The sequence below is a fragment of the Mesorhizobium sp. BR1-1-2 genome (assembly GCF_020165435.1).
Lineage (GTDB): Bacteria > Pseudomonadota > Alphaproteobacteria > Rhizobiales > Rhizobiaceae > Mesorhizobium.
Genome location: NZ_JAIUID010000007.1, coordinates 57,770 through 79,811, shown reverse-complemented (window position 1 = coordinate 79,811; position 22,042 = coordinate 57,770). Strand labels below are relative to the sequence as shown.

Sequence of the window (22,042 nt, the reverse complement as noted above, 5' to 3'; positions counted from 1 at the left end):
CGAGCGCAAGCACGAAGGGGTTCGGGATGGTCCGTTGGGCGTCGAAGACGATCAGTGGGTCCATTTTTGCCTCCAATCATGCGGCTATCCGGGAGTGCACCGGGCTGGTCCGAGTCTGGAATCCCCCGTTTCGAGCACTCAAGGCCAGCAAAGCGAGTTCGACCTCGTCCAATCGCGTCGGGCGTGTATTTTCCGGCATGCCTTCGGCGGTGGCCAGGTCGATCAGGTACTCGTTCCAGGCCCAGTTCTTGAGCACAGCGCGTTTCTCGTCGGGCGAAAGCACCGGATCGTCCACTACCTCCATCGCAGACGTGTAGAATGCCTCGGGCGCGGAAAGCACCGTCTGTATGTGCGCTGCCTGTACACCCGCGCCATAACCATGGCTTGCCTGAAGCCAAGCCAATTGCAGCCGCTGCCAAACCACGTCGGAAAGGGCCTGTTTCTCTGATACATCCTGGCTCCTGACCGTAGCCTGGGAAGCAGGAGGTGCCGCCTGCACGACAAAGTTGAGGCCTTGACGCTCGGCATAACGGATCGCCGCTTCCAGCGTCGGAAAATCCAGTTGAACCTGGGTCAGGGTGTCCCGGCCGCCCGTATAGCCCATCAGCGGCTCGACGAACGGGGCTGTGCGAGGTTCGAAGACCAATCGCCAGTCCTTCCGGGGCTTTGCCGAGGTCATGGCCGAGCGGCATGGCTGGTAGATCCGCGCCGTTGCGCCGTCCGGAAACAGTGACCGCCCCATTGACAAAGCCGGCTCGTCGAGACGAGGCCGATTGTCATTGTCCGGTCTGACGGAGGTCCTTATTGGGTTTCTGATGGCGCTGCTTTGAACTGTCTCCATTGTCTCTCCCTTCCTATCATGAAGGGTGGTACGAGCAGCGGCCGTGGTGGCCGCTGCTCGTACCGCCGTGCGTCAGTTCCTGCCGTTGATTGCGATCCGCTTGGCCTTCGCCTGCGCCCGCTCGGTCTTGGGCAACGTCACGGTCAGCACGCCGTTCTTGTAGGCGGCGTTAACCTTGTCTTCCTCGACCTCGTAGCCGAGCGGAATGAGGCGCTCGAAGCGACCGTAGAAGCGCTCGGAGAACTGCCGGTCCTTGTCCTCGGTCTCGGAACGCTTCTCGCCTTTAAGCTTGAGCGCCCCATCTTCCAGCAGGACTTCTATGTCGTTCTCCTCCAGGCCAGGAATCTCCGCAGTCACACAGACTTCCTTGTCCGTGTCGGAGATTTCGACACTCGGCCAACTGGCCCCGAAGGAGGAACCAAAGGCCGGCAGTCTGGCGCCAAAGCTGCGGAAGGCGTCATCGAACAGCCGGTTTACCTCCCGGTGGAGGGAGACGAAGGGGTCTCGATCTCCATCAGGGAAGAGACTGGGGGCCGAGTTTCCGTTGCCCCGGCCCCATGGGATCAAGTCACGTACGCTCATTGTCTTTCTCCTTTCGTAGGTCTCTGAGCCGGGCGGGACGCCCGGCTCAAGCGGAAGCCTTCATGGTTAATTGCTCAGGCGGCCAGCTTGTCGGCCTCAACCTGGGAGCCTCCATCTGCGGCATGGGAGCCCCGCTGGAGATTTCGATCTTGCGCGGTTTCATCTCCTCGGGAACCTCGCGCTTGAGATCGATGCTCAGCAGCCCGTTCTCAAGGCTGGCTCGCGCCGCCTTCACGTGGTCGGCCAATTCGAACCGCCGCTCGAAAGCGCGCCCGTTAATGCCGCGGTAGAGATATTGGCCGTTCTCATCGCCAGATTGCGACCCGCTCACAACCAGCATGTTGGGCTGGTGAGTGATGGTCAGCTGGTCCTGCGAGAAACCGGCGACCGCCATCGTGATGCGATACTCATCATCATCAACCTTTGGCGATATCGTAGGGCGGCCAGTTGTCGAACGAGGCCACACTGCTCGCACTTTCAAGCATGTCGACCAAACGGTCGAAGCCGATGCTGGACCGGTATAGGGGGGTAAAATCGAGGTTTGTCTTCATAGCCACATCCTCCTTTGAGCAATATGGATCACAGAAGGGACCAAGAGCCTTGCCGCCTCCTGGTCTTGCCGGCCCCATTGGGCAGCCGGCGACCATCAATTTAGAATCGCGAGTTGCACCTTCAAGAGCAAGAATAGGAAAGTTTTCAGCGGCAATCTGGGCGAAAGCACCACATGCCACCCCTCCCGCCGGCGGGTCACTCGCCGACGGGTCCATGGTGCAAGAACAATTACGTCGCGCTTAAATCCGATCGACGAGTGGTACGAACGCGGCCACCTCCGCGCTGTCACTGCCGTCACGACCGGCAAGCTCATCCTTTTGATCCAATTGTCGCAACGCATCCCTAATCGCGTCGAAGCTGACCGGTTCACCCGCCCCCGGCAGCATGCGAAGCGCTGGCACGGATCCTACAGCGCAGGCATCCGACGCCCATGACGAAAGGATCGCCCGCTTCTCCTGAACGTCCAGGGCAACGTCGACCAAAACGTCCTGGGGAATGTTTGAAATGCCGAGCCGGATGCAGCAAGCGGTCCAGAAAAACATCAGGAGCCACGGGTTCAATCGAGGCAAAATGGGTCGAAATGGCTGCTTCCATTGCTGGTCCTCCGCTTCAGACAATCTCCTGCGTGTTTGAGTTCGGCGGCTCTCGCGATTCCCGCCAGACGAAATTTTGGAACGTCTCAAGCAACTTTCAATGGCTCGGGCACGGGTCACGTTCCCGTCGTCAACGCCTTAGAACCATTTTATCGGGCCGGTGAAACAATCAGCGAGAATATCAGTTCTGAGGTCGGGCGAAATCGAAGGGCCGAATCCCGGCAGGAGAACCAGTCATGTCTTACGTCTCTAGGAACTTGTGGATTGGCTTGATCACAGGAGCCCTGATGCTCTCGACTGGCAGCCTTGCTCCGGCCACCGCACAGGAAATTCCGAACGACTTCAGCGCAATCGTGCGTCAGAAGCTGCCAGCGGTTGTCGCAATCACGACCAGGCAGATCATCCAGGATCAAACGACGCTCTACGACTTTCTCAATCCCTTCGACGGAGGAGGGCGTATCCAGCCCCAGGTGCGGGAAGCACTCGGCTCCGGCTTTGTGATCAGTCCCGAAGGCTACATCGTCACCAATAACCATGTCGTCGCCGACGCAACTGAGATTCATGTCGTGTTCTCCGACAAGGAGACGGCGCCAGCGCGGGTGATGGGCCGCGATCCCGCAACTGACATCGCGGTATTGAAAGTCGATCCTTGGCCCAACATGACCGCGACAGCCTGGGGGGATTCGGACGCAATGCAACCAGGGGCCTGGACCATCGCCATCGGCAGTCCCTTCGGCCTCGGGGGCACCGTCACTGTCGGCGTCCTTTCTGCCCGCTCTCGCGATATCCAGGCAGGTCCTTACGACGATTTCCTGCAGACAGACGCCTCGATCAACAGAGGTAACTCGGGAGGTCCTTTGTTTAACGCGCGCGGCGAAGTCATTGGAGTCAACACGGCAATCGTGTCGCCGTCAGGCGGCAGCATAGGCATCGGGTTCGCGGTGCCCTCGCGCACAGCTCGGACTATAGTCGACCAACTGATCAGCACTGGCCGCATCGAGCGCGGCTTCCTCGGCGTGCGTCTTCAGGAGATCACGCCCTCCATCGCCGAGGCGCTCGGAATGCCGGGTGCCAAGGGAGCGCTGGTTGCCTCGGTCGAGGCTGGCAGCCCGGCGCAGAAAGCGGGAATCCAGTCCGGCGACGTGATCACCCGGTTCAACGGCAAGGACATCCTAGGCGTCCATGACCTGACGCTGGCGGCAGCAAGCCAAAAGCCGGGGTCGAAAGTGACCGTAACAACGAACCGGGGCGGCACAAACCAGGAATTGTCGCTGACTGTCGATCAACGCAGGGACCAGGAGGATCAGACCGGTGCCATTCCAAACCTTGGGACTGAGGACCAGCGCCTTGGTCTAGCGCTGAGCGCCATTCCGGACGAAGCGCGCCAGCAACTCGGCCTGCAAGCCGGCACCACGGGCGTGTTCGTCCAGGATGTCGCTCCGAACAGTCTTGCAGCCGAAAGCGGCATTCGGCCAGGCGACGTTATCGTGTCGGCCAACAACCGAAACATGACCCAGCCGTCCGACGTTGGCGAGGAATGGGCGAAATCCCGTCAGCAGAAAAAGCCAATGCTGTTCCGTATCGACCGGCAGGGACAATCGCTTTTCGTTGCTGTGGCAAACTCCTGACTGACAGGCCAGACGGCGTCGCCATCTGTGCTGCTGGGCAGGCCCACTACCGGAGTTGTAAAACTGATGAGCAGCATGTTTGAGGTTGCGGTCCGTTTCAACATGCGGCTGCCGAAACTGTTCTGCGGCTTTGCACGCGCGTTCTGCGACTCACCGGTCGGCGAGGCCAAAGTCGACCTGACGTTTCGGCCCTCGGGGGACCACATAGGTGGACAACAACAACGCTGCGATCCGCTCCTGAGTGCGTGCCCTTTTCTCGATGCATGGAACTCCGACCCACAGGTTTAGGCTGGCGATCTCTCGTGTGCATTCGTCGCTTGCGCTGAGTAGCAGGCATCAGAGGCCCCACGCGTCTCAGCCGGCCACTCGAAGCATCGCGAAGAACGCCTGGATGGCTCGGTTGCGCACATCCGTGCTCACCGCAAAGCGCAGCCGAGCGCGCCTGTTCTGCCGCTTTGCTCGCTCTTCCAGGCGCCTGTGACGGCGCAACTCCGCCTGGTATTCCGCCTGCTTACGCGCCCCATCGTGTACTTCAGCCCGCGATTGAGCGTGTCCTTCGTCAGGCGATGCACAAGGCAATATTCCGTCCGCCACCCAATTGGACTGCCGCGTCTTGTTCTCGAAATGACTCAAATTCACCGGAGATCCTCTATGCAACGGAAGGAGCCAACAAGTCGCGTTATTGCACTACTCAATCTGGTGCAGAGACCGCACGCTTACGAACAACCGGAAGATAGCCACCCGCAGTCGGGGCGAGCGGCTTCGGGACGCCGACGCTCCATGCGCGCCGGAACAAATGCCGAATTGCAGAGTCCGAGCCATGCAGCGGACCACCCCCGCGCTGCAAGATCGCCAACCCGATCGCCCGCGCCGGCCCCCTCCCACGGCTCGGGCTTTGTCCGCGGCTCGCGCAATGCCGTTTGTGGAGACAGGAATTCGCATTCCGGCAGGTCAGCAAATCCGATGAGACGGGAACAACGCGGCACTGTGATGGTTCGGTGCCTCAGAGGTGACAGAGAACGATGGGCAAAAAGCCCAAACAGCACTCAGAATCCACGGCGGATCGCGAAAAGGCGATCGAGGCACTCTACTTCGCGCGCAAGTGCGGCCTCACGAGGGACGAGGCACTCAAGATGCTCGGGGAAGCCCCGATCGGGATCGATGATGAAGCCGAAGAGCGCCGGTAGCCGGAGCTATCACCGATCGTGCGTAGCAGCCGGCCGCGGCATGATCTTCTTCACCTCCGATACGCATTTCAACGATCCGCGCATTCTGCGAATTGACTAGCGCCCCTTGGCCAGTCGCCGCCGACGCGTAGTCCGGCAGAACCAGGGCGAGCGAAGGGCCTTCAGCTTTGCGGGATTCGAGCCGTCGAAAGGCCGTTCGGATCTGCCTGGGCCTAGAACAACGCAACAACTCAAGCGGGGCCGCTCAAAAAGGAAAACAGCCCATCCATAGCTAAATCCAGGGGTTTTCACATGTGGATCGGCATCACTGCTGGCCAAGTTCCGAGGGTGAGGTGAGGGACAAAAGGGCCGACCCTACGTAGGTGTTCGGCCCAACTTTCAATCGCCGTGAATGTTCCGGACCGGCAGGGGCATCGCTCTGAACGGGCAGGCCAAAACGACCTGGGGGTCTTCCCGGAACAATGCGTTGACGATTCGGTTCGGCAGGTAGACCCGCGAAATTCCAGTCGCCAGAAACGTCTAGGCGGATGACAGACGAAAGGGAATCTGAAATGTCAAAGTCCCCCGACCGCGCCGTTCCCGCCCAAGACAAGACCGAAGCCGGCATCTCCGCAACAGGATCCGGTAGAGGGGGTCGCGCGAGACAATCGATCAGGAACTCGGGCGGACAGACGACGACAACAATGCTGATGAAGCAGAACGCTCCCGCCGAACCTAAGAAAAAGAGGTCGCGAAAGAGACCGAGTTGCCCGAACGCGGCTCTCCCTCAGGATTGCAGGAACTTGGCCGGCAAGAGACACGCAAGGCTCGATGCCGATGGCGCATCCCGCTGTTTCTCGCCATGGCCCCTGACGATCTTGTCTCGCCGTCACTCGGGCTCGCAGACCTGCGTTGTGCCGACATGTGACCATTTTGGCTTCTGATTTTCTGCCATTTCAACCACATTGTCAGGTTCAAATCCAGAAATGGTGCCCCAGCTTCTCCAACTTGCAATCCAGCAGACGATGGGCGCGCAATGCTCTGCAAATCGTTCTCCGTGAATTCTCCAATACGCGCAGCTTCCGCATATCCAATCGATCGCGTTCGGTCACCAAGTCAGCCTGCTTGCGGGGTTCGGCTCCTGCTCCGAATGGAACACAAGGTCGACCAGACCAATTGGCGCGCGGCTCCACCATCACAGAGGGCAGCTTCGCGCGATGTTATGTTCGCCATCCAGCCTGCACCAACGCGCACCAGACGCAATGGCGAAGAAATCTGAATATGAACTTTTGCTCCAGTGTCGCTGAACGTTGCTGCGGCGTGAGCGCGAGCCGCCGTTGGCGGTATATTCCGGCCGCGTCCCTCTCATGCCAGAAAAGATGGCTCAGTGGTTAGAGCCACGGCTCAAAGAGGTCGGCGCCCCTCCAGTTCGGTGCTGCTTCGGCCTCTTTCGAAGACAGGGATGTTTTCCTCGTCCTCTTCATTGTCACCGGCCGGTATGTCCTCGGCGTAGCTGCGGGTCAGCTCCTCGGTTTCGCTTAAGCCGTCGATAGTCTCATTGGCGCCTGCCCCTTCATCATGACGACCGGTAATTTCGCTGCGGGGCATCGCGCCGATCGGCCGGTCGACATCGTCGGCTCCCACAAAACCGGGGTCCGCCCCATGCCTGTCCTCATGACCAGCAGGGCTGTCCAACACGGCGGAATCCTCCGGCCGAATGGGTTCATCATTGGCGAAGTCGCTTCGTCTCGGATACGGGGACCCGTTTCTGCTTGGCATGTCAGGTACTCCTGTTACTCGACTGGCCGCCGAACGCGGCCGAGCTACCGTTGTTCCTCTCTGGATGACAAAAAGTACGGGGGCGGCAGGCGCGAGGGAAAAGTCGGCTGGCTGAAGTCTCGCCGGCAGAGCAAGCCCATTCTGTTCGACTGGAAGGCAGTGGCAGTCCGTGTTCGTGGCGGTCGCCGGGAAATGACCGTCTCCGGGACGGCCATGTGACTGCACTAGGTCAGCTGTCGGATCTCGCTCCAAAAGGTGCCGGAGGCCAGGTGCAACGGGGGAAGCATCAGGTGCCGCAAAAAGTCTGCAGGACGCGCTAATCGGGCCGGGGCGGGTCAACCAGGATACCTAGGCGGTTTCGCGCCTTGTCGTCAGCCGTGCCTGGAGAAGAACGACGACGAGCAAAAACAGCCCTCGGATCACTGACTGCCAGTAGGCCGAGAGGGAAATCCAACCCATCCCGTTTTCAAAGTTCAGGATGTTGAAAAGGATGCCGAGGAGCAGCACCCCGGCCAGCGTAGTCAATACCGAGCCCGAGCCGCCGGTAAGCAGCGTCCCGCCCACGACCACGGCAGCGATGGCAAACAGCTCCCAGCCGATGCCCTCGATTGGCTGGCCAGCGCCGAACTGCGAAGCGAGAACGACGCCGGCGAGTCCAGCCAGGCACCCGCTTGCGACATAGACGAGAAATTTGACGCGGTCCGTGCGCAGTCCCATCAGACGCGACGCATCCTCGCCGCCACCGATGGCCAGCACAGTCCGTCCCGTGCTGGTGTAGTTCAGGACGACCGATCCGATCACATAAGTAACCATGGCGATGACCGCAGGAATCGGCAAGATCCAGAAATTCCCCTGGCCGATGGCGGTGAAACCTGAATCGTAGGACACCGAAACCGTCTGGTTGCCGGCAAGAAGCAGCGCCGAGCCGCTTGCGGCAAGCATGGTCGCAAGCGTGGCGATGAAGGGCATCAGGTTTCCGCGCGTAACGAGGAGTGCGTTGACCAGCCCGGCCGCCAGGCCGGCCCCCACGCCCGCCGCAAGGCCGGCCGCGATGCCGTGCGGGCTCGCCAGGGCGGAAGCGACGCTGCCTAAGGCGGCGACGGAGCCGACCGACAGGTCGATGCCGCCCGTCATAATGACGAAGCACATGCCGAGCGCCACGAGCGCGAACATCGAGTTATAGCGCAGAACACTCATCACGTTGAAGAAGCCCAGGAACCGGTCGTAGCGCAGGAATCCAAACAGGACCAAGGCTGCAAGCGCGACAACAACACCGTAGGTGCCGATGATGCGGACCAGTCGGGCGCTGTTCATGGGATTACACCCTGTGTTGCTGCTGCAGCCAGACGGCGAATGCGATAATGCTGGCCTTGACCACGAGCGCAGCGGCGTCGGGCACGCCATTGGCGAGCAGCGTGTAGCGCACCAACTGGATGGTCAGGGCGCCGAGCAGGGTGCCGATGATCGTCGCCTTGCCGCCGCTGAGCAGCGTGCCGCCCACGGCGACGGCGGCGATGGCGTCGAGCTCCATGCCCAGGCCGACGAGATTAGCGTCGCTGGAGGAGTTGATCGCGATGACGACGAGACCGGCCAGCCCCGCGCACAGGCCGCTGATCGCATACACAGCGAGTTTGATCCTCGATACGGCGATGCCGGCGAGTTCCGAGGCCTTTTCGTTGCCGCCGACCGCGAGGATGCTTCGCCCGAACACCGTGCGGTGAAGGGCCCACGCGGCCGCCGCAACCAGCACGGCCATGATGATGACTTGCGCGGGGATGCCGAGCGGGCGGGCAAGCCCGATCCACTGGAATTGTGGCACGCGGAAGGTCTGCAGATTGCCATTGGTCATAACTTGCGCGATCCCGCGCCCTGCGATGAACAGCACGAGCGTTGCGACGATCGGCTGGATTCGGAAGCGCGAGACCAGCCAGCCATTGAACAGCCCGAACAGGCCGGCGACGAGGATCGAGGCAACCATCGCGACGGTCACCGCCAGATAGATGTTCCCGACCGGGAAGATCGTTCCCATGAAGATCATCGGCGCCAATGCGCCCGAGATCGCCATTAGCGAACCAACCGACAGGTCGATGCCGCCCGTGGCGATCACCAGCGTCATCCCCACCGCGACGATCACAATCGTGCAGACCTGGGTCAGGTTGACGTTGAGCGTCTGCAGCGTCGCGAAATTACGCGTATAGGCAAGGTTGAAGACGATCAGCAGCACAAGCGCGATCACCGTGCCGTAGCGCGCCAGGAAGCCGAACACATTGAAGCCGCGGTTTCCGTCGTCGTTGGCTGCGGATGGCCTGGCCAGATCGCTCACGCTGCCTCCTCCGCTGCATCGCCATGCGCCATCGCCGCGAGCACGTCCTCCTCGTTGGCTGCCTGGCCTTCCAGTTCGGCCACGCTCGCCCCTTCGCGCAGCACGAATATGCGGTCGGCCCCTTCCATCACTTCCTCCAATTCCGAGGAGATCATCAGCACGCCGAGCCCGTCGTCGGCAAGCTTGCGGATAAGACGCTGGATCTCGCCCTTGGCCCCGACATCGATGCCGCGCGTCGGCTCGTCGAGGATGAGCAGCTTCGGGTTCATTGCCAGCCAGCGGGCAAGCAGCACCTTTTGCTGGTTGCCGCCGGAGAGCTCGCGGACCTTCTGATTAGGCCCCGAGCATTTGATCCCGAGTTCGCGAATGAAACGCTCGACGATCTCCCGTTGCCGGGCTTCGTTCAGGATGCCGTTGCGGCTGATCTTTGGCAGCAGTGCCAGTGTTATGTTCTCCGCGACGGTCATCTCCGGCACGATGCCCTCGGCCTTGCGGTCCTCGGTGCAGAAGCCCATTCCGGCGGCGATCGCGTCCGCGGCACGTGCGGGATGGTAGGACGCGCCCTCCATCGTCATCGCGCCGGCCTTCCGGCGGTCGGCGCCGAACACGAGGCGGGCTGTTTCGGTGCGGCCGGCGCCGAGCAAGCCCGCAAAACCGGCGATCTCGCCTCGCCGCAGATCGAAGCTCACGTTACGGACCGACTGGCCGGCCGCCAGCCCTTGCGCGGCAAACAGCACATCGCCGATTCTCGATCGATCGCGCTCGCCGAACGCGGTCGCGTGGCCTTCGACGGCCGTGACATCGCGGCCGAGCATGGCCGCGACCAGCTCCAGCTTGCCGATGTCGCTCATCGCGGCGTTGCGCACTGTGCGGCCGTCACGCATGATCGTGACCCGGTCGCAGACCTCGTAGAGTTCGTCGAGTTTGTGGCTGACGAATAGAACGGAGACGCCCTCGGCCTTGAGCTGCCGGATGACGGTGAACAAAACCGAGACTTCACGCTCGTCGAGCGAGGAGGTCGGCTCATCCATGATCACGAGGCGGGCGGAAAAGCCGATGGCGCGGGCGATCGCTACCATCTGCTGCGTGGCGGTGTTGAAATCGCCGAGCGGGCGGCGCACATCAATCCTGATCGAGAACCGGCCGAGTAGGCGCTCAGCTTCAGCATGCATCGCGCTCCAGTTGAGCAGGCCTCGGCGGCGCTTCTCGCGTCCGAGGCAGATGTTCTCGGTCACAGAGCGGAGCGGCACGAGATTGATTTCCTGGTAGATGGTGCTGATGCCGCTGATCTGCGCCTGATGCGGAGACCCGACCTCGAACGGCTTCTGCTCGAATAGGACCTGGCCCGCATCCCTGCGGTAATAGCCGGTGAGCACCTTGATAAGCGTGGATTTGCCCGCTCCATTCTGGCCGATGAGTGCGTGAGCCTCGCCCGGAAGAACCTGGAGCGAGGCATCGACCAGGGCAGGGATGCCGGCAAAATGCTTCTGGACGTCATGCATGTCCAGGAGCAGCGAGGCTGGGTCCCGCTGGGCGGTCATCGGCAAACTCCCAAACCCTACCCGCCGAAGCGGGCAGGGCGACTGGAAACCGAGTGGATATCAGAACGCAATATCGAAGTCTTTCTTCGCGTTCGTGGCGTCGAAGAAGGCGTCCTCGTTCTTGATGAACGGCGGGATCTTTTTTCCGGCCGCATAGTCGGCCATCGTGGCGAAGGCCTTCGGCCCGAACAGCGGGCTGCAGGCGCAGATCGCGCCGATCTTGCCGTCGATGATCGCCTGAACGCCTTCCTTCTCGCCGTCTATGGACAAGATCAGCACATCCTTGCCCGGGGTCTTGCCGGCTGCTTCCAAGGCGGCAATTGCACCCAGCGCCATCTCGTCATTATGCGCGTAGATGATGTCCGCGTCAGGATGCGCCTGAAGCAGCGTCTCGGCGACCTGCCGGCCCTTGTCGCGAGCGAAGTCGCCGGACTGGGACGCCAGGATGGTGAACTCCGAATGCTTGGCGATGAAATCGTCGAAGCCTTTCTTGCGGTCTGTGGCCGCCGAGGCGCCGGTCGTGCCCTCCAGTTCGATGATCTTCGACTTGCCATTGGCATTCTTGACCAGCCACTGGCCGATGCGGGTCGCCTCCTCGATGAAATCCGAACCGATGAAGCAAACGTAATCCTCGCCCGGCTTGGCCATGGTGTGGTCGACGTCGCGGTCGACCAGGAACACTGGTATGCCGGCATCGCGCGCCGCCAGGATGACCGGCACCAGGGGCTTGTCCTCACGTGGGGGCAGGAAGATGGCGTCGACGCCCTGCGCGATCATCGAGTTCACGTCGGAGGCCTGCTTGGCCGACGAACCGGCCGCGTCCGTGTAGACCAGCTGATGGCCGAGCTTGGCGGCCTCCTCCTGCATGCTCTTGGTCTCGGCAAGGCGCCACGGATTGTTGCTTTCCGTCTGGGCGAAACCGACCTTGTACTTGTCCTTCTTGGCGAGCGGCGGCAGCGCCGCGAAGGCGCGTGAGCCGAGTGTCAGCGCGACCGCGCCGGCGGCCGAGCCAACCAGAAGCTTTCGACGGGTAATGATCATGCTCTTTCCTCCTTGATTGTCTCTCTCTGCGACGGTGGACTTCTTCACGATTTCGGCCCTGACGGCCTCTGCATGCCACATTGGCAAACTGGATCAGGCTCTATGCCGCCTCCAGGATGAAATCGGCGCAGCGGTCGCCCAGCATCATCGCCGGCGCAGCCGTGTTGCCGGCATTGATGTTCGGGCAGGCCGACATGTCGGCAACCCGCAGATTGTCCACTCCGCGCACGCGCATCGCGGCGTCCAGCACCGCCATCCGGTCGCTGTCGGAGCCCATCCGGCAAGTGCCGGCCGGATGGTAATTGGTCTTGACGAAGCGCTTGCAATGTTTTGCCAGCGCCTCGTCGCTGAGATCATCCCGACTTGGCACGGCAATGGCCTTGACCCGATCGGCGAGCGGCCTCGTCTGGAATGCCTGCAGGAAGTAACGCTGGCCGGAGATCATCTCCCGCATGTCGTCTGGATGCTTGAGCAGATTGGGCGAAACGACCGGCATGTCCTTCGGGTCCGCCGAACGCAGCCTCACGAAACCGCGCGACTTCGGCTTCACCACCACGGTCGTGACGGTAAGCCCATAGGTGTTCTCGACCAGGGTCAGGATATCGCGATCCAGATAGACGTGCGGAACGCAGAAGGCCTGGATCGTCGGTTCCCCGTCCGGATCGGCTGGGTTGACGAAGGCGCCGGCCTCGACCCCTGCCGAGAGGATCGTGCCGGTGCCGAAGAGCTTGAAATGCAGGCCATTCCTTATCATCCGCCAGCCTTGGCCCTGCCTGAAATAGCCGTAAGGGCCGTTCGCCGTGGCGATGATCGGGACCTCCGGATGGTCGATCAGATTCTCGCCGACCCCGGGCAGGTCGGCGACGCAGGCAATGCCATACCCGGCAAGCGCGTCGGCCGGGCCGATGCCGGACAGCATGAGCAGTTTCGGCGAGATGAGGGCACCCGACGAGACAATGACGTCGGCATCCGCATAGGTGGTATGCTCGGCGCCCGATGCGTCGGAGTAGACGACGCCGGTAACCCGCCCGTTCTCGATCAGCAGCCGGCTGACAGTGCAATTGAGCTTCAGCGTCAGCTTCGGGTCATTCGTCAGCGGCTCGATGAAAGCGTAGGCGGCGCTGCTGCGCTTTCCGCGCCGGTTCATGAACTGGTAAAAACCGACGCCGCGCTGCGACGGCCCGTTGAAATCATGGTTGTACGGCAGTCCCAGCCTTTGGACCGCCTGGACGAACCAACGCGAAACATCATCGATGTGCCCGGGATCCGAGACCAGCAGCGGACCTTCGCTGCCATGCAGTTCGCTGGCGAGTCGATTGTTTCCCTCCATGCTAGTGAAGTGCGGCAGCACTGCCTGCCAGTTCCAGCGTACGCCGGCATTGTTGCCGCGCATCATCTCGTCCCACTCGTCGTAATCGGCCGAGCGGCCTCGCATATACACCTGGGCGTTGACCGAGGTGCCGCCACCCAACACGTTGCCTTGCGAGATTTCGTGAATGCGGCCGTCGAGGTGGGCTTGCGGCTCGGTGCGGTGATAGCGCATGAACTTAGAGCCGTTGATCATCTTGAAGATGCCGGGCGGCATGTCGAGCAGAGGGTGATGATGGGAATGGCCGGCCTCCAGCAGCAGGGTTCGCCTTCCCGCTTTGACCAGCCTTGCCGCCGCAACGCATCCGGCTGCGCCGCCGCCCACTACGATATGGTCGTAGGACTGCGTCATGCCTCAGGCGCCTCACGGCTTTCGAAAGTACCGCGCACATACTCCCAGGCCGCCGAAAGGTGGTTGAGGAGCGCCCGCTCGGCGCCGTCGGGATCTCGCTCGATGATGGCCGTGCAGATTTCCCGATGGCTTAGGAAATTCACGCGGTTGCGCTCGGGCGATCGGGGCATGCGCATCCACTGCGGCGACAGCCAGGCGGTGAATGCCTTGTGCACCACGGGCAGCACCGGGTTTCGGGCTATATCGTAAAGCGCTGCGTGGAAAGCCACGTCGGTTGCGTAGAATTTCTGCGAGTCCGGAATAGCCGCCTCGTTCATCGCCAGTGCGGCCCTGAGCGCTGCGATGTCTTCCTTGCGGGCATGCATGGCCGCGTTGCGTGCCAGGGAGGCCTCGAGGAAGACGCGCATGTCGTAAAGGTTCTTCACGCCTGCCTGGTCGCTCAGCAGATGGCCGACAATGCCATTGAGGGCGCCGAGCGCGGCATCCAGGCCCGGCCTGCGTGCAACTGGCCGGAAGCGTGGACGCGCTTCCACCAGACCGCGGCTGGCCAGGCGTGCAATCGCCTCACGCACCACGCCCCGTCCCACGCCGTACTCAATCATCAGTTCGCGCTCGGCCGGCAGGTAGCTGCCGTCGCCAAGTCTTCCGGACGTGATGTCGGCCTCGATCCCAGCCACCATCGCGTCGGCCGCGCGGGCGGCAACCATCACTGCGGGCATCTCAGGCTCTCCCGTATGCAGCAAGCCTTCTTCCTCCCAATCAGCGATCATACTAGAAGCAATTCGGACCAAAGCACAAGCGTTCAGAGACCATCGTAGGACCAAAGATTGCCAATTGCACCTAAATTCCGGCAAACCGTTGCCAGACAGGGAGGTTGGTGCAATTATGGTCCGATGAAAAAATCTGGACGCGATGCTGCATGAGCTGCACCGAAATCAGGGATGTCGAGACCCGGCTGTTCCGGGTCCCGCTGCGTGAGGTGATGACCGATGCCAAGCACGGCGCGCACACGCATTTCGAGTTGGTGACTGTCACGCTGAGGCTTGCCGATGGCAGCGAGGGCACCGGCTACACTTACACCGGCGGCAAGGGCGGCCATGCCATCAACGCAATGATCGAGCACGACCTCGCGCCTTTCCTCCAGGGACGCGACGCGACCGGGATCGAGACGCTCTACGACGGCATGCTCTGGCACATCCACTATGTCGGGCGAGGCGGTATCGCATCCTTCGCGATATCGGCAATCGACATCGCGCTATGGGATCTCAAGGGCCGGCGCAGCGGCCTGCCGCTGTGGCAGATGGCTGGCGCGGCAGGGAAGACCGCCAAGGCCTATCGCGGCGGCATCGACCTGAATTTTACCCTCGATCAGCTCCTGGCCAGCACTGATTCCTATTTGAAAGCCGGCTTCACGGCGATTAAGATCAAGGTCGGCAAGGACGATCTTGCGGAGGATGTGGCCCGGGTGAAGGCAGTCCGCGGGCGCATCGGGCCCGACACCACCTTTATGGTTGACGCCAACTACGCGCTGAACGTCCCGCGGGCGATCGAAGCGGCCACAGCATTTGCGCCGTACGATCTGCTGTGGTTCGAGGAGCCCATCATACCCGACGACTATGAAGGCTACGCCAGCATTGCCAAGGCAACGGGCATGCCCCTGGCTATGGGAGAAAACCTGCATGTGATAGAGGAGTTCGAGCATGCCTTCGCCTGGTCCAAGCTCGCCTACATCCAACCTGACGCGTCTAACTGCGGCGGGGTCACGGGCTGGCTGCGCGTGGCAGCGCTTTCACGCAAGGCCGGCATTCCCGTGTGCAGCCATGGAATGCAGGAACTTCATGTCAGCCTCGTCGCAGGGCAGACAAATGGCGGCTGGGTGGAGGCGCACAGCTTCGATATAGACCATTATACCACTCAGCCGCTCAGGCTTCATAATGGTGTTGCGATAGCACCCGACGAGCCCGGCGTGGGCGTTGTTTTCGACTGGCAGAAATTAGCCGGCTTTGAGGGATAGCGCGCCCCGAAAGGCGGAACGAGGCGAGATCTTCGACGACGGCCAGAGTTGCCTCGGACGCCGTTCGTGCCTCTCATCGCGCAGGGCATGAAGTCAACTGCCCGGTCCGCCCGAATTTCGCCTCCGAGTACAGCTGCTGAGAGCGAGATATGGTTCCGCACGACTCGAAACGGAGTTGGGAATGCACCCAGTGTATGTTTGCACCTCGGCCCGAGCAGTGCGCCGGCCCGAAGGAACATCGTGCCTGTCGCAGCCGTTTAGAGATTTAGAGGCGGTCGCATGCCCGGTCAGATCCTGCTTCCTCGCCGACGACGCGGGAGAGCCCTTCGCCAAGGAGAAGTCGACCACGTGAAAGCACGAACTCGCTAACACTTTGCAAGGTGTCACGCGTATTGCGGCGGCAGGGGTGCTGGCAGGGGAAAGAGTCCGACATGGACGAGATCATCATCTTCGAGGTGACAAAGGAAGTCATCTGCCCGATTGGCGAAAGCGGCGAGCGGAGTAGGCGCCGTTTCCGGCAGGGACGAGGTAATCATCCGCTGTCGGCCGATGGCGCGGGTGGTGGGAGTATAGCCGGCAACGCGACAGGGTCCGCGAAGAATCAAAGATTTCGCACCCACAATCGGGGTCCGCCACTGCGTTCCTCTACGCGACCGCTGCCATGGTCCTCGTCAGGCGCATCGCACGCCAAGGATGAATTCCGAAACCGACACTGAGACATTCATGATGGCCGTTTAACATCTTCTAATGCGGAAAACCCTCTCGCAACCTATCGTCGCAAGAACTCTCAGAAGGGGCTGATCTATGACGCTTATAGAATAGGCTTTCGAATTGCTGGCACGGAAGCTTGTAGACCACACTGGAATATCCGACGAAGATGCTCGTGATCTTGTAAAACCCATGGGCGCTGACTGGTCATCGCTCGTGCGAGCGGCGAGGGTAATCAAAGAGGCTTAGGTCTGTTAACATCGCTTTTAACTGCCATCGCTGCAGGCAGATCGGACTGGCTGCTGCTGCCGCACCGCCTCGATCGCTGTTCGTCCTCGCGTTCAGAGCAGATCGACTGCCAAGGGCGTGGATCATGCGGTTGCCACCAGGCGAAGGATCGTTCAACAACCCAGCGTCTTGGATGATCCGTGAAGCCGATTTGGCCCGTCATTTCGCGAACGATCTGGATTTGCGGTAGAGCGCGCGCCCGTCGCCGAGCTGAGGCACGAAGTTTCCGAACTGGTGACCTGCATAGGCCAGGGCGATTGCTTGCACGCCTGCCGGAAATCTGTTGCCAGCGAGCATATCCACCCCGTCCGAGCTGGTAAGCTGGTCAGCATGGAGCCCGAGTTCCTTGGCAAGGGGCCTGTTGAACCGGATCAGCCGGGGTTCGGACACCGGCTTCGGATCTGTCTGCGCGAAGAATCGCTCCGGCAGTTGCGCATAGCTGTTGCTGAGGAGGGAAGCCGCATCTGAATGGCTTGGGGTTGTTCAGCGGTCGCAGGTGACGTCATGACAATCTGCTCTGAAGGGGGGGCCAACAGCTCCCGTTTCGAGGAGCCTGTGTTCACTTCTCATATAGGAACGCAACTTCGCCGGTACCATCCGGATCCATCTGGCCGGCACCGGATAAAGCTGGGGACCACCCGCCTAAATCGAGTTCGGGCTACCGTGCGACACCAACGAAAGCATCGGCTTTGACCCAATCGCGGTATCTCTTGAAAACGGTGTTCCAACTCCCGAAAAAGGCTGAAAAGTCACGCCGCTTGCCGTGCGCACGATCCACAGCACGGCTTAGTCGAAGCGGCGGTTGTCGCCGCCGCTTCGACCTCGGTCGACTGCCTTACTCAGGCAATGCGGACCTCTTCGTCCATTGGGCGTCAGTCAACACGAAGAGAGGATCCGCGGTGCTCCGGCTGACCGCTCTCGATGGCGAGCTTCATACACCTGTCCGATTCCGAACTCAAAGCGCGGCAGCAATGTCTTGTTGCGCGTTGGGGCCGTTGTCCCTCCGGGCGGCATCGATTCAAGCGAGGCATCCGGCAATGACAGGCGTCGTGCTGACGACCAGGGCGCCGCGCGCGTGCAGGATCATCAACCCGCGCCACGAGACCCTATCGACCGCCCAGATGGTGCCGCTGGTGTCAGCCCACCTGAGGTCGGCGTCGGCGGCTTGAATCGCCCGCATCATTGCGGCGGGTTCCATCCCAGCTCGAAAGACGATGACGGAAGTGGCGGCACCGTTGAATGGTGGGCCGACGCCCGTAGCCAGTCCTGCAAGCAGGACGATGCTGGTCAGAGCCGCCGAGGCACCGCGTGCCGGTCCACCGCGGTTAGGCAGCACCAGCACCAACAGCAGCGGCACGATTCCGAAGATGACCAGCCACGCAATGTCCCAGGCGAGCGGCATGTCGCTGTTCATCTTGATCCGATGCAGGCCGAGCAGCCAATGGAACACAATGGCGTCCACCAGATGCCAGACGCCGAACCCGGTGAAGGCGAGCCGAAGGATCTCGGTCGTATTTCCGGCCCGCCCGCCTGCTGCCCTCGCCGCAACCAGCAGCACCGTGCCGGCAACGGCCAACACGTACATGAACAGGTGGAAGAGGCCGTCGGCCATGACCTGAAAGCGCAGGTCGTCACCCGCAGGGTCGGTGAGACCCGAGAGAAGATGATGCCATTGCAGAATCTGATGCAGGACGATGCCGTCGAAGAAGCCGCCCAGCGCGAAGCCGAGCAGAAGCCAGCCGACTCGCGTTCTCGGGTCGAGTTTCGCGGTGATGGTGTCCATATCAGGACGACTCCGCCCAAACAGGAGAGCCAAGTCTGGTTAGCAGCTCCAGGTGCATTGCCCTGTCCGACGTCGGGTCGTGGAGACCAAGACGGGCCTCGATCCAGAAGGCAGTAATCAGCCCGCCGACCACTGTCGTCAGAACCAATGTCGCAGCAATGATTGCCAGCATGGATGTCGATCCTTCAACCGCGCAGGGTTACGCCGCGCCTGACCCGAACCTCGGCTTCTGCCGTATGTTCCCTCACGTCGGGCGTTCTGGGGAGGGAACAATCAACTGACATCATGGTTCGGATGCGCTGTTGAGGGATGGCTAAGGCGGAGAACGCTCATGAGTGAATATTCGGCGGCGGCTCCGCGCAGCCGCGACGACCACAAGCCGAGTGGCATCACTCGCTGGCTGTTTTCGACTAACCACAAGGATATCGGCACGCTCTACCTGATCTTCGCCTTTATCGCGGGGGTCATCGGCATGCTCTTATCGGTGGGCATGCGAATGGAGCTGCAGGAACCCGGAATCCAGGTTTTCCCCGGGTTGGCGTCGATGATCTACGGCTACCAAGGCGACGCGGCCATAGATGCCGGCAAGCAACTTTATAACGTATTCACCACGGCGCACGCGCTGATCATGATCTTCTTCACCATCATGCCCGCACTGATCGGAGGGTTCGCGAACTGGATGGTTCCGATCATGATCGGCGCCCCGGACATGGCCTTCCCACGCATGAACAACATATCGTTCTGGCTGCTGCCGCCGGCATTGATGCTGCTTTTGTTGTCGATCTTCATGCCCAGCGTCCCCGGCGGCTACGGTCCCGGGACCGGCTGGTTCCTCTACCCACCCCTGTCGACCTCCGGCCATCCCGGTCCTGCCGTCGATCTGGCCATTCTGTCTCTGCACATTGCGGGAGCCTCTTCTATACTAGGCGCCATCAATTTCATCACCACGATCTTCAATATGCGCGCGCCGGGGATGACGTTGCATAAGATGCCTTTGTTCGTGTGGTCGATCCTCATCACCGGCTTCCTTTTGCTGCTGGCCCTGCCTGTCCTGGCCGGCGCCATCACCATGCTCCTGACGGATCGGAATTTTGGCACCACATTCTTCGCGCCGGACGGCGGCGGCGACCCTATCCTGTACCAGCATCTCTTCTGGTTCTTCGGCCATCCTGAAGTCTACATCATGATCTTGCCGGCCTTCGGCATCGTTAGCCAGGTGATCTCGACATTTTCGCGAAAGCCGATCTTCGGCTATCTGGGGATGGTCTACGCGATCGTCGCGATCGGAGCGATTGGTTTCGTTGTTTGGGCCCACCATATGTACACCAGCGGAATAGGGGTGGACACGCAGCGCTACTTCACCTTCGCGACGATGGTGATCGCGGTGCCGACCGGTATAAAAGTGTTCTCCTGGATCGCAACCATGTGGGGCGGTTCCCTTAGCTTGCGTACCCCGATGCTGTGGGCGCTCGGCTTCATATCCTTGTTCACTGTCGGAGGCGTGACCGGCGTACAGCTTGCGAACGCCAGCCTCGATCGCCAATTGCACGACACCTACTATGTCGTCGCACACTTCCACTACATTCTCTCGTTGGGTGCGATCTTCGGCATCTTCGCGGGCTGGTATTATTGGTTTCCGAAGATGACGGGATATCTGTACAACCCGCTCCTGGCTGGAATCCATTTCTGGACGACCTTCGTCGGTGTGAACCTCGTCTTTTTCCCCCACCACTTTCTCGGGATGGCCGGCATGCCGCGTCGCTATATCGACTATCCCGACGCTTTTGCCAGTTGGAACATGGTCTCCTCCTTTGGATCGTATTTGTCGGCCGCGAGTGTTTTAATTTTTATCGGTGGCATCGCGGAGGCTTTCCACCGGCGAAGGGCCGCCGGCACGAACCCCTGGGGGCCAGGGGCCACCACATTGGAATGGGAATTGACCTCTCCGCCTCCTTTCCATCAATGGGAGAGGCTGCCGAAAATCAGATGAATCCGGCTGGCCGTGCGCGACAGACGGCCGGATCGGCGCTGAGTTGGAAGGCCGCGCAACGCGCTCGCCGTGAACCTCGAACCGAGAACCTCCGCTATCGGAAGCTGATCACCAGCACGACGAGAGTTGACGAGGGCTACTGCCGAGGCAAAACAGCCGCATCGGCCGGGTCATTGGGGCAGTGTCGTAGAACCCATGCTTTCTGTGCATCGGCCTCAATGAGGATACGGCCATCGTGGTGAAGGGCGAGACGTTGAGGGTGATCGGCAGCGGCGCTGTTTATCTGGTCTGTGCAGCCGGCGCCGCACAACCGAACCGTGGGGCCACCATGCCGTCCCAGCGCGGGAGCTGAGCATGCTATCAAACCTGATAAAGCTCGCCGCGGTATTTGCGGCTACCGGCCTGTCGCTGGCGGCATACAATCACGCGCGCGCCAGGAAGGCTCGGGCCCCCGGATCTTTTGGACGCACTGTTAGGATCGATGGGGTGGATCTGCGCGTCATCGAGAAAGGCAGCGGGCTTCCCTTGATCCTGTTGCATGGCAATGGCTCAGTGGCGGAGGATTTTGCGATCAGCGGCATGCTCGACCTGGCGAGTGCCAAGCACCGGGTCCTCGCTTTCGACCGACCCGGCTTCGGGGAAAGCTCGCGACCGGCTGGAAAGCGCTGGTCGGCGCGTGAGCAAGCCGATCTCTTCCATGAGGCCGCCGCCAGCCTCGGCATTCACAGATACCTCGTGCTCGGACATTCCTGGGGCGCTTGGATCGCGCTGGAGATGGCCCGCAGGCATGCTCCCTCGGCAGCCGGCCTGGTCCTCGTCTCCGGTTACTATTATCCGCCACCGAGGCTGGATCTCGCTCTTGCAGCACTACCGGCCGTACCGCTGATCGGCACGGCATTCTGTCACACCTTGCTGCCGCTCGGAGTAAGATTCGGCTGGCCATCGGCGATGCGAACGATATTCCGTCCCGGGCCGGTTTCCGATGCTTTTTCGGTTAGCACAAGGGAGGTTGCCAGCCGCCCATCTCAGTTGCGCTCCGCCTGCGTGGAGACAGCCCTGATGCTCGGCGCGGCGCTGCTGACGAAACCTAGCTATCGAGACATCGGCGTGCCGACCGGTATAGTCGCTGGAGCACGGGACAGGCTGTTCGACGCTCGGCGGAACGCGGAACGCTTGCATTCCGAGATCTCAGGATCACTGATTGAAATAGTCCCAAATGCCGGGCACATGGCTCACCACAGTGCCCCCCATGCGGTGCTCCGAATGATCGACAAGGTCACCTGTATGTCTCGTCTACCAAAAGGTGGAAACCCTGGCGATGCGCTCTCGCCAGCTGCACGCTGACGATCACCGAACTGGCGCGAAGGGCTGTGGAAAAGGCCAAGCGTCCACTCCAGCACACCCGGCCATCAGGCGGGTCGCTGGTCAGGTTCGTCCTGTTTTGAAAATCGCTGTCAAAACTGGGCAGTTTGAATCGCCCGTTTTCTGATCGG

Annotated in this window: 17 protein-coding genes and 2 pseudogenes; 6 read left to right on the top strand and 13 right to left on the bottom strand. The window is 61.3% G+C overall.

Annotated features, from left to right (window positions below; translation table 11 throughout):
- Positions 1-76: 76 nt before the first annotated feature.
- The 4 genes and pseudogenes from LB551_RS17970 to LB551_RS17955 form a co-directional block, all read right to left on the bottom strand.
- Complete coding sequence (locus tag LB551_RS17970; RefSeq protein WP_224660034.1) at positions 77-841, bottom strand: NADH dehydrogenase ubiquinone Fe-S protein 4; 765 nt, start codon at positions 839-841, stop codon at positions 77-79.
- A 72-nt stretch (positions 842-913) separates the two neighbouring features.
- The gene (locus LB551_RS17965) at positions 914-1,423 is read right to left on the bottom strand and encodes an Hsp20/alpha crystallin family protein (protein ID WP_140552568.1); all 510 of its coding nucleotides are present in this window, start codon (positions 1,421-1,423) and stop codon (positions 914-916) included.
- 74 nt (positions 1,424-1,497) lie between these two features.
- Positions 1,498-1,974, bottom strand: a pseudogene (locus tag LB551_RS17960) (Hsp20 family protein).
- 240 nt (positions 1,975-2,214) lie between these two features.
- Complete coding sequence (locus tag LB551_RS17955) at positions 2,215-2,592, bottom strand: hypothetical protein (RefSeq protein WP_318012738.1); 378 nt, start codon at positions 2,590-2,592, stop codon at positions 2,215-2,217.
- A 263-nt stretch (positions 2,593-2,855) separates the two neighbouring features.
- Here LB551_RS17955 and LB551_RS17950 point away from each other — a divergent pair, with 263 nt between their 5' ends.
- The 3 genes from LB551_RS17950 to LB551_RS17940 all read left to right on the top strand — a co-directional run bounded on the left by LB551_RS17950 (position 2,856) and on the right by LB551_RS17940 (position 5,383).
- A complete protein-coding gene (locus LB551_RS17950) occupies positions 2,856-4,196 on the top strand; it encodes a Do family serine endopeptidase (protein WP_224660033.1) in 1,341 nt (446 codons plus the stop codon).
- A 66-nt stretch (positions 4,197-4,262) separates the two neighbouring features.
- Complete coding sequence (locus LB551_RS17945; protein WP_224660032.1) at positions 4,263-4,484, top strand: hypothetical protein; 222 nt, start codon at positions 4,263-4,265, stop codon at positions 4,482-4,484.
- Positions 4,485-5,218: 734 nt separating this feature from the next.
- A complete protein-coding gene (locus LB551_RS17940; RefSeq protein ID WP_181172591.1) occupies positions 5,219-5,383 on the top strand; it encodes a hypothetical protein in 165 nt (54 codons plus the stop codon).
- Between the two features lie 1,383 nt (positions 5,384-6,766).
- On the opposite strand, the gene LB551_RS17935 is transcribed toward LB551_RS17940, so the two are convergent.
- From LB551_RS17935 to LB551_RS17905, 7 genes are all read right to left on the bottom strand, one after another.
- Entirely contained in the window at positions 6,767-7,141 is a 375-nt protein-coding gene (locus LB551_RS17935) for a hypothetical protein (protein ID WP_140552566.1), read from the bottom strand.
- Positions 7,142-7,489: 348 nt separating this feature from the next.
- Entirely contained in the window at positions 7,490-8,455 is a 966-nt protein-coding gene (locus LB551_RS17930; protein ID WP_140552565.1) for an ABC transporter permease, read from the bottom strand.
- Between the two features lie 4 nt (positions 8,456-8,459).
- A complete protein-coding gene (locus tag LB551_RS17925; RefSeq protein WP_140552564.1) occupies positions 8,460-9,464 on the bottom strand; it encodes an ABC transporter permease in 1,005 nt (334 codons plus the stop codon).
- On the bottom strand, positions 9,461-11,005 hold the full coding sequence (locus LB551_RS17920; RefSeq protein ID WP_140552563.1) for a sugar ABC transporter ATP-binding protein: 1,545 nt from the start codon (positions 11,003-11,005) through the stop codon (positions 9,461-9,463). The genes LB551_RS17925 and LB551_RS17920 overlap by 4 nt, the downstream gene beginning before the upstream one ends.
- 60 nt (positions 11,006-11,065) lie before the next feature.
- The gene (locus LB551_RS17915; RefSeq protein ID WP_140552562.1) at positions 11,066-12,046 is read right to left on the bottom strand and encodes an ABC transporter substrate-binding protein; all 981 of its coding nucleotides are present in this window, start codon (positions 12,044-12,046) and stop codon (positions 11,066-11,068) included.
- A gap of 100 nt (positions 12,047-12,146) precedes the next feature.
- The gene (locus tag LB551_RS17910; RefSeq protein ID WP_140552561.1) at positions 12,147-13,766 is read right to left on the bottom strand and encodes a GMC family oxidoreductase; all 1,620 of its coding nucleotides are present in this window, start codon (positions 13,764-13,766) and stop codon (positions 12,147-12,149) included.
- Positions 13,763-14,485, bottom strand: a complete 723-nt coding sequence (locus LB551_RS17905; RefSeq protein WP_181172590.1) for an FCD domain-containing protein — start codon at positions 14,483-14,485, stop codon at positions 13,763-13,765. Before LB551_RS17905 ends, LB551_RS17910 begins: the two co-directional genes overlap by 4 nt.
- A gap of 200 nt (positions 14,486-14,685) precedes the next feature.
- On the opposite strand from LB551_RS17905, the gene LB551_RS17900 reads away from it, so the two are divergent.
- Positions 14,686-15,780 (top strand): mandelate racemase/muconate lactonizing enzyme family protein, encoded by a 1,095-nt coding sequence (locus LB551_RS17900; protein ID WP_140552559.1) that lies wholly within the window; start codon positions 14,686-14,688, stop codon positions 15,778-15,780.
- Positions 15,781-16,965: 1,185 nt separating this feature from the next.
- Here the strand turns inward: LB551_RS17900 and LB551_RS17895 are convergent.
- Positions 16,966-17,220: pseudogene (locus tag LB551_RS17895) on the bottom strand (protein adenylyltransferase SelO family protein); the annotation flags it as partial.
- A 574-nt stretch (positions 17,221-17,794) separates the two neighbouring features.
- Positions 17,795-18,559: a DUF2243 domain-containing protein gene (locus LB551_RS17885; protein WP_140552558.1), complete on the bottom strand. Its 765-nt coding sequence runs from the start codon at positions 18,557-18,559 to the stop codon at positions 17,795-17,797.
- A 331-nt stretch (positions 18,560-18,890) separates the two neighbouring features.
- Here LB551_RS17885 and ctaD point away from each other — a divergent pair, with 331 nt between their 5' ends.
- Both ctaD and LB551_RS17875 read left to right on the top strand, forming a co-directional pair.
- Positions 18,891-20,549 carry a cytochrome c oxidase subunit I gene (ctaD, locus tag LB551_RS17880; protein ID WP_224660031.1) on the top strand — a complete coding sequence of 553 codons (1,659 nt, stop codon included), beginning with the start codon at positions 18,891-18,893 and terminating at the stop codon, positions 20,547-20,549.
- 486 nt (positions 20,550-21,035) lie between these two features.
- On the top strand, positions 21,036-21,893 hold the full coding sequence (locus LB551_RS17875; protein WP_224660030.1) for an alpha/beta fold hydrolase: 858 nt from the start codon (positions 21,036-21,038) through the stop codon (positions 21,891-21,893).
- Positions 21,894-22,042 lie beyond the last annotated feature (149 nt).

Bases quoted from the DNA above. Each gene is read 5' to 3' on its own strand.
- LB551_RS17950 (WP_224660033.1), top strand. From the start codon at position 2,856: ATGCTCTCGACTGGCAGCCTTGCTCCGGCCACCGCACAGGAAATTCCG.
- LB551_RS17905 (WP_181172590.1), bottom strand. From the start codon at position 14,485: ATGCCCGCAGTGATGGTTGCCGCCCGCGCGGCCGACGCGATGGTGGCT.
- LB551_RS17915 (WP_140552562.1), bottom strand. From the start codon at position 12,046: ATGATCATTACCCGTCGAAAGCTTCTGGTTGGCTCGGCCGCCGGCGCG.
- LB551_RS17910 (WP_140552561.1), bottom strand. From the start codon at position 13,766: ATGACGCAGTCCTACGACCATATCGTAGTGGGCGGCGGCGCAGCCGGA.
- LB551_RS17885 (WP_140552558.1), bottom strand. From the start codon at position 18,559: ATGGACACCATCACCGCGAAACTCGACCCGAGAACGCGAGTCGGCTGG.
- LB551_RS17930 (WP_140552565.1), bottom strand. From the start codon at position 8,455: ATGAACAGCGCCCGACTGGTCCGCATCATCGGCACCTACGGTGTTGTT.
- LB551_RS17920 (WP_140552563.1), bottom strand. From the start codon at position 11,005: ATGACCGCCCAGCGGGACCCAGCCTCGCTGCTCCTGGACATGCATGAC.
- LB551_RS17970 (WP_224660034.1), bottom strand. From the start codon at position 841: ATGGAGACAGTTCAAAGCAGCGCCATCAGAAACCCAATAAGGACCTCC.
- LB551_RS17940 (WP_181172591.1), top strand. From the start codon at position 5,219: ATGGGCAAAAAGCCCAAACAGCACTCAGAATCCACGGCGGATCGCGAA.
- LB551_RS17900 (WP_140552559.1), top strand. From the start codon at position 14,686: ATGAGCTGCACCGAAATCAGGGATGTCGAGACCCGGCTGTTCCGGGTC.
- LB551_RS17945 (WP_224660032.1), top strand. From the start codon at position 4,263: ATGAGCAGCATGTTTGAGGTTGCGGTCCGTTTCAACATGCGGCTGCCG.
- LB551_RS17965 (WP_140552568.1), bottom strand. From the start codon at position 1,423: ATGAGCGTACGTGACTTGATCCCATGGGGCCGGGGCAACGGAAACTCG.
- ctaD (WP_224660031.1), top strand. From the start codon at position 18,891: ATGAGTGAATATTCGGCGGCGGCTCCGCGCAGCCGCGACGACCACAAG.
- LB551_RS17935 (WP_140552566.1), bottom strand. From the start codon at position 7,141: ATGCCAAGCAGAAACGGGTCCCCGTATCCGAGACGAAGCGACTTCGCC.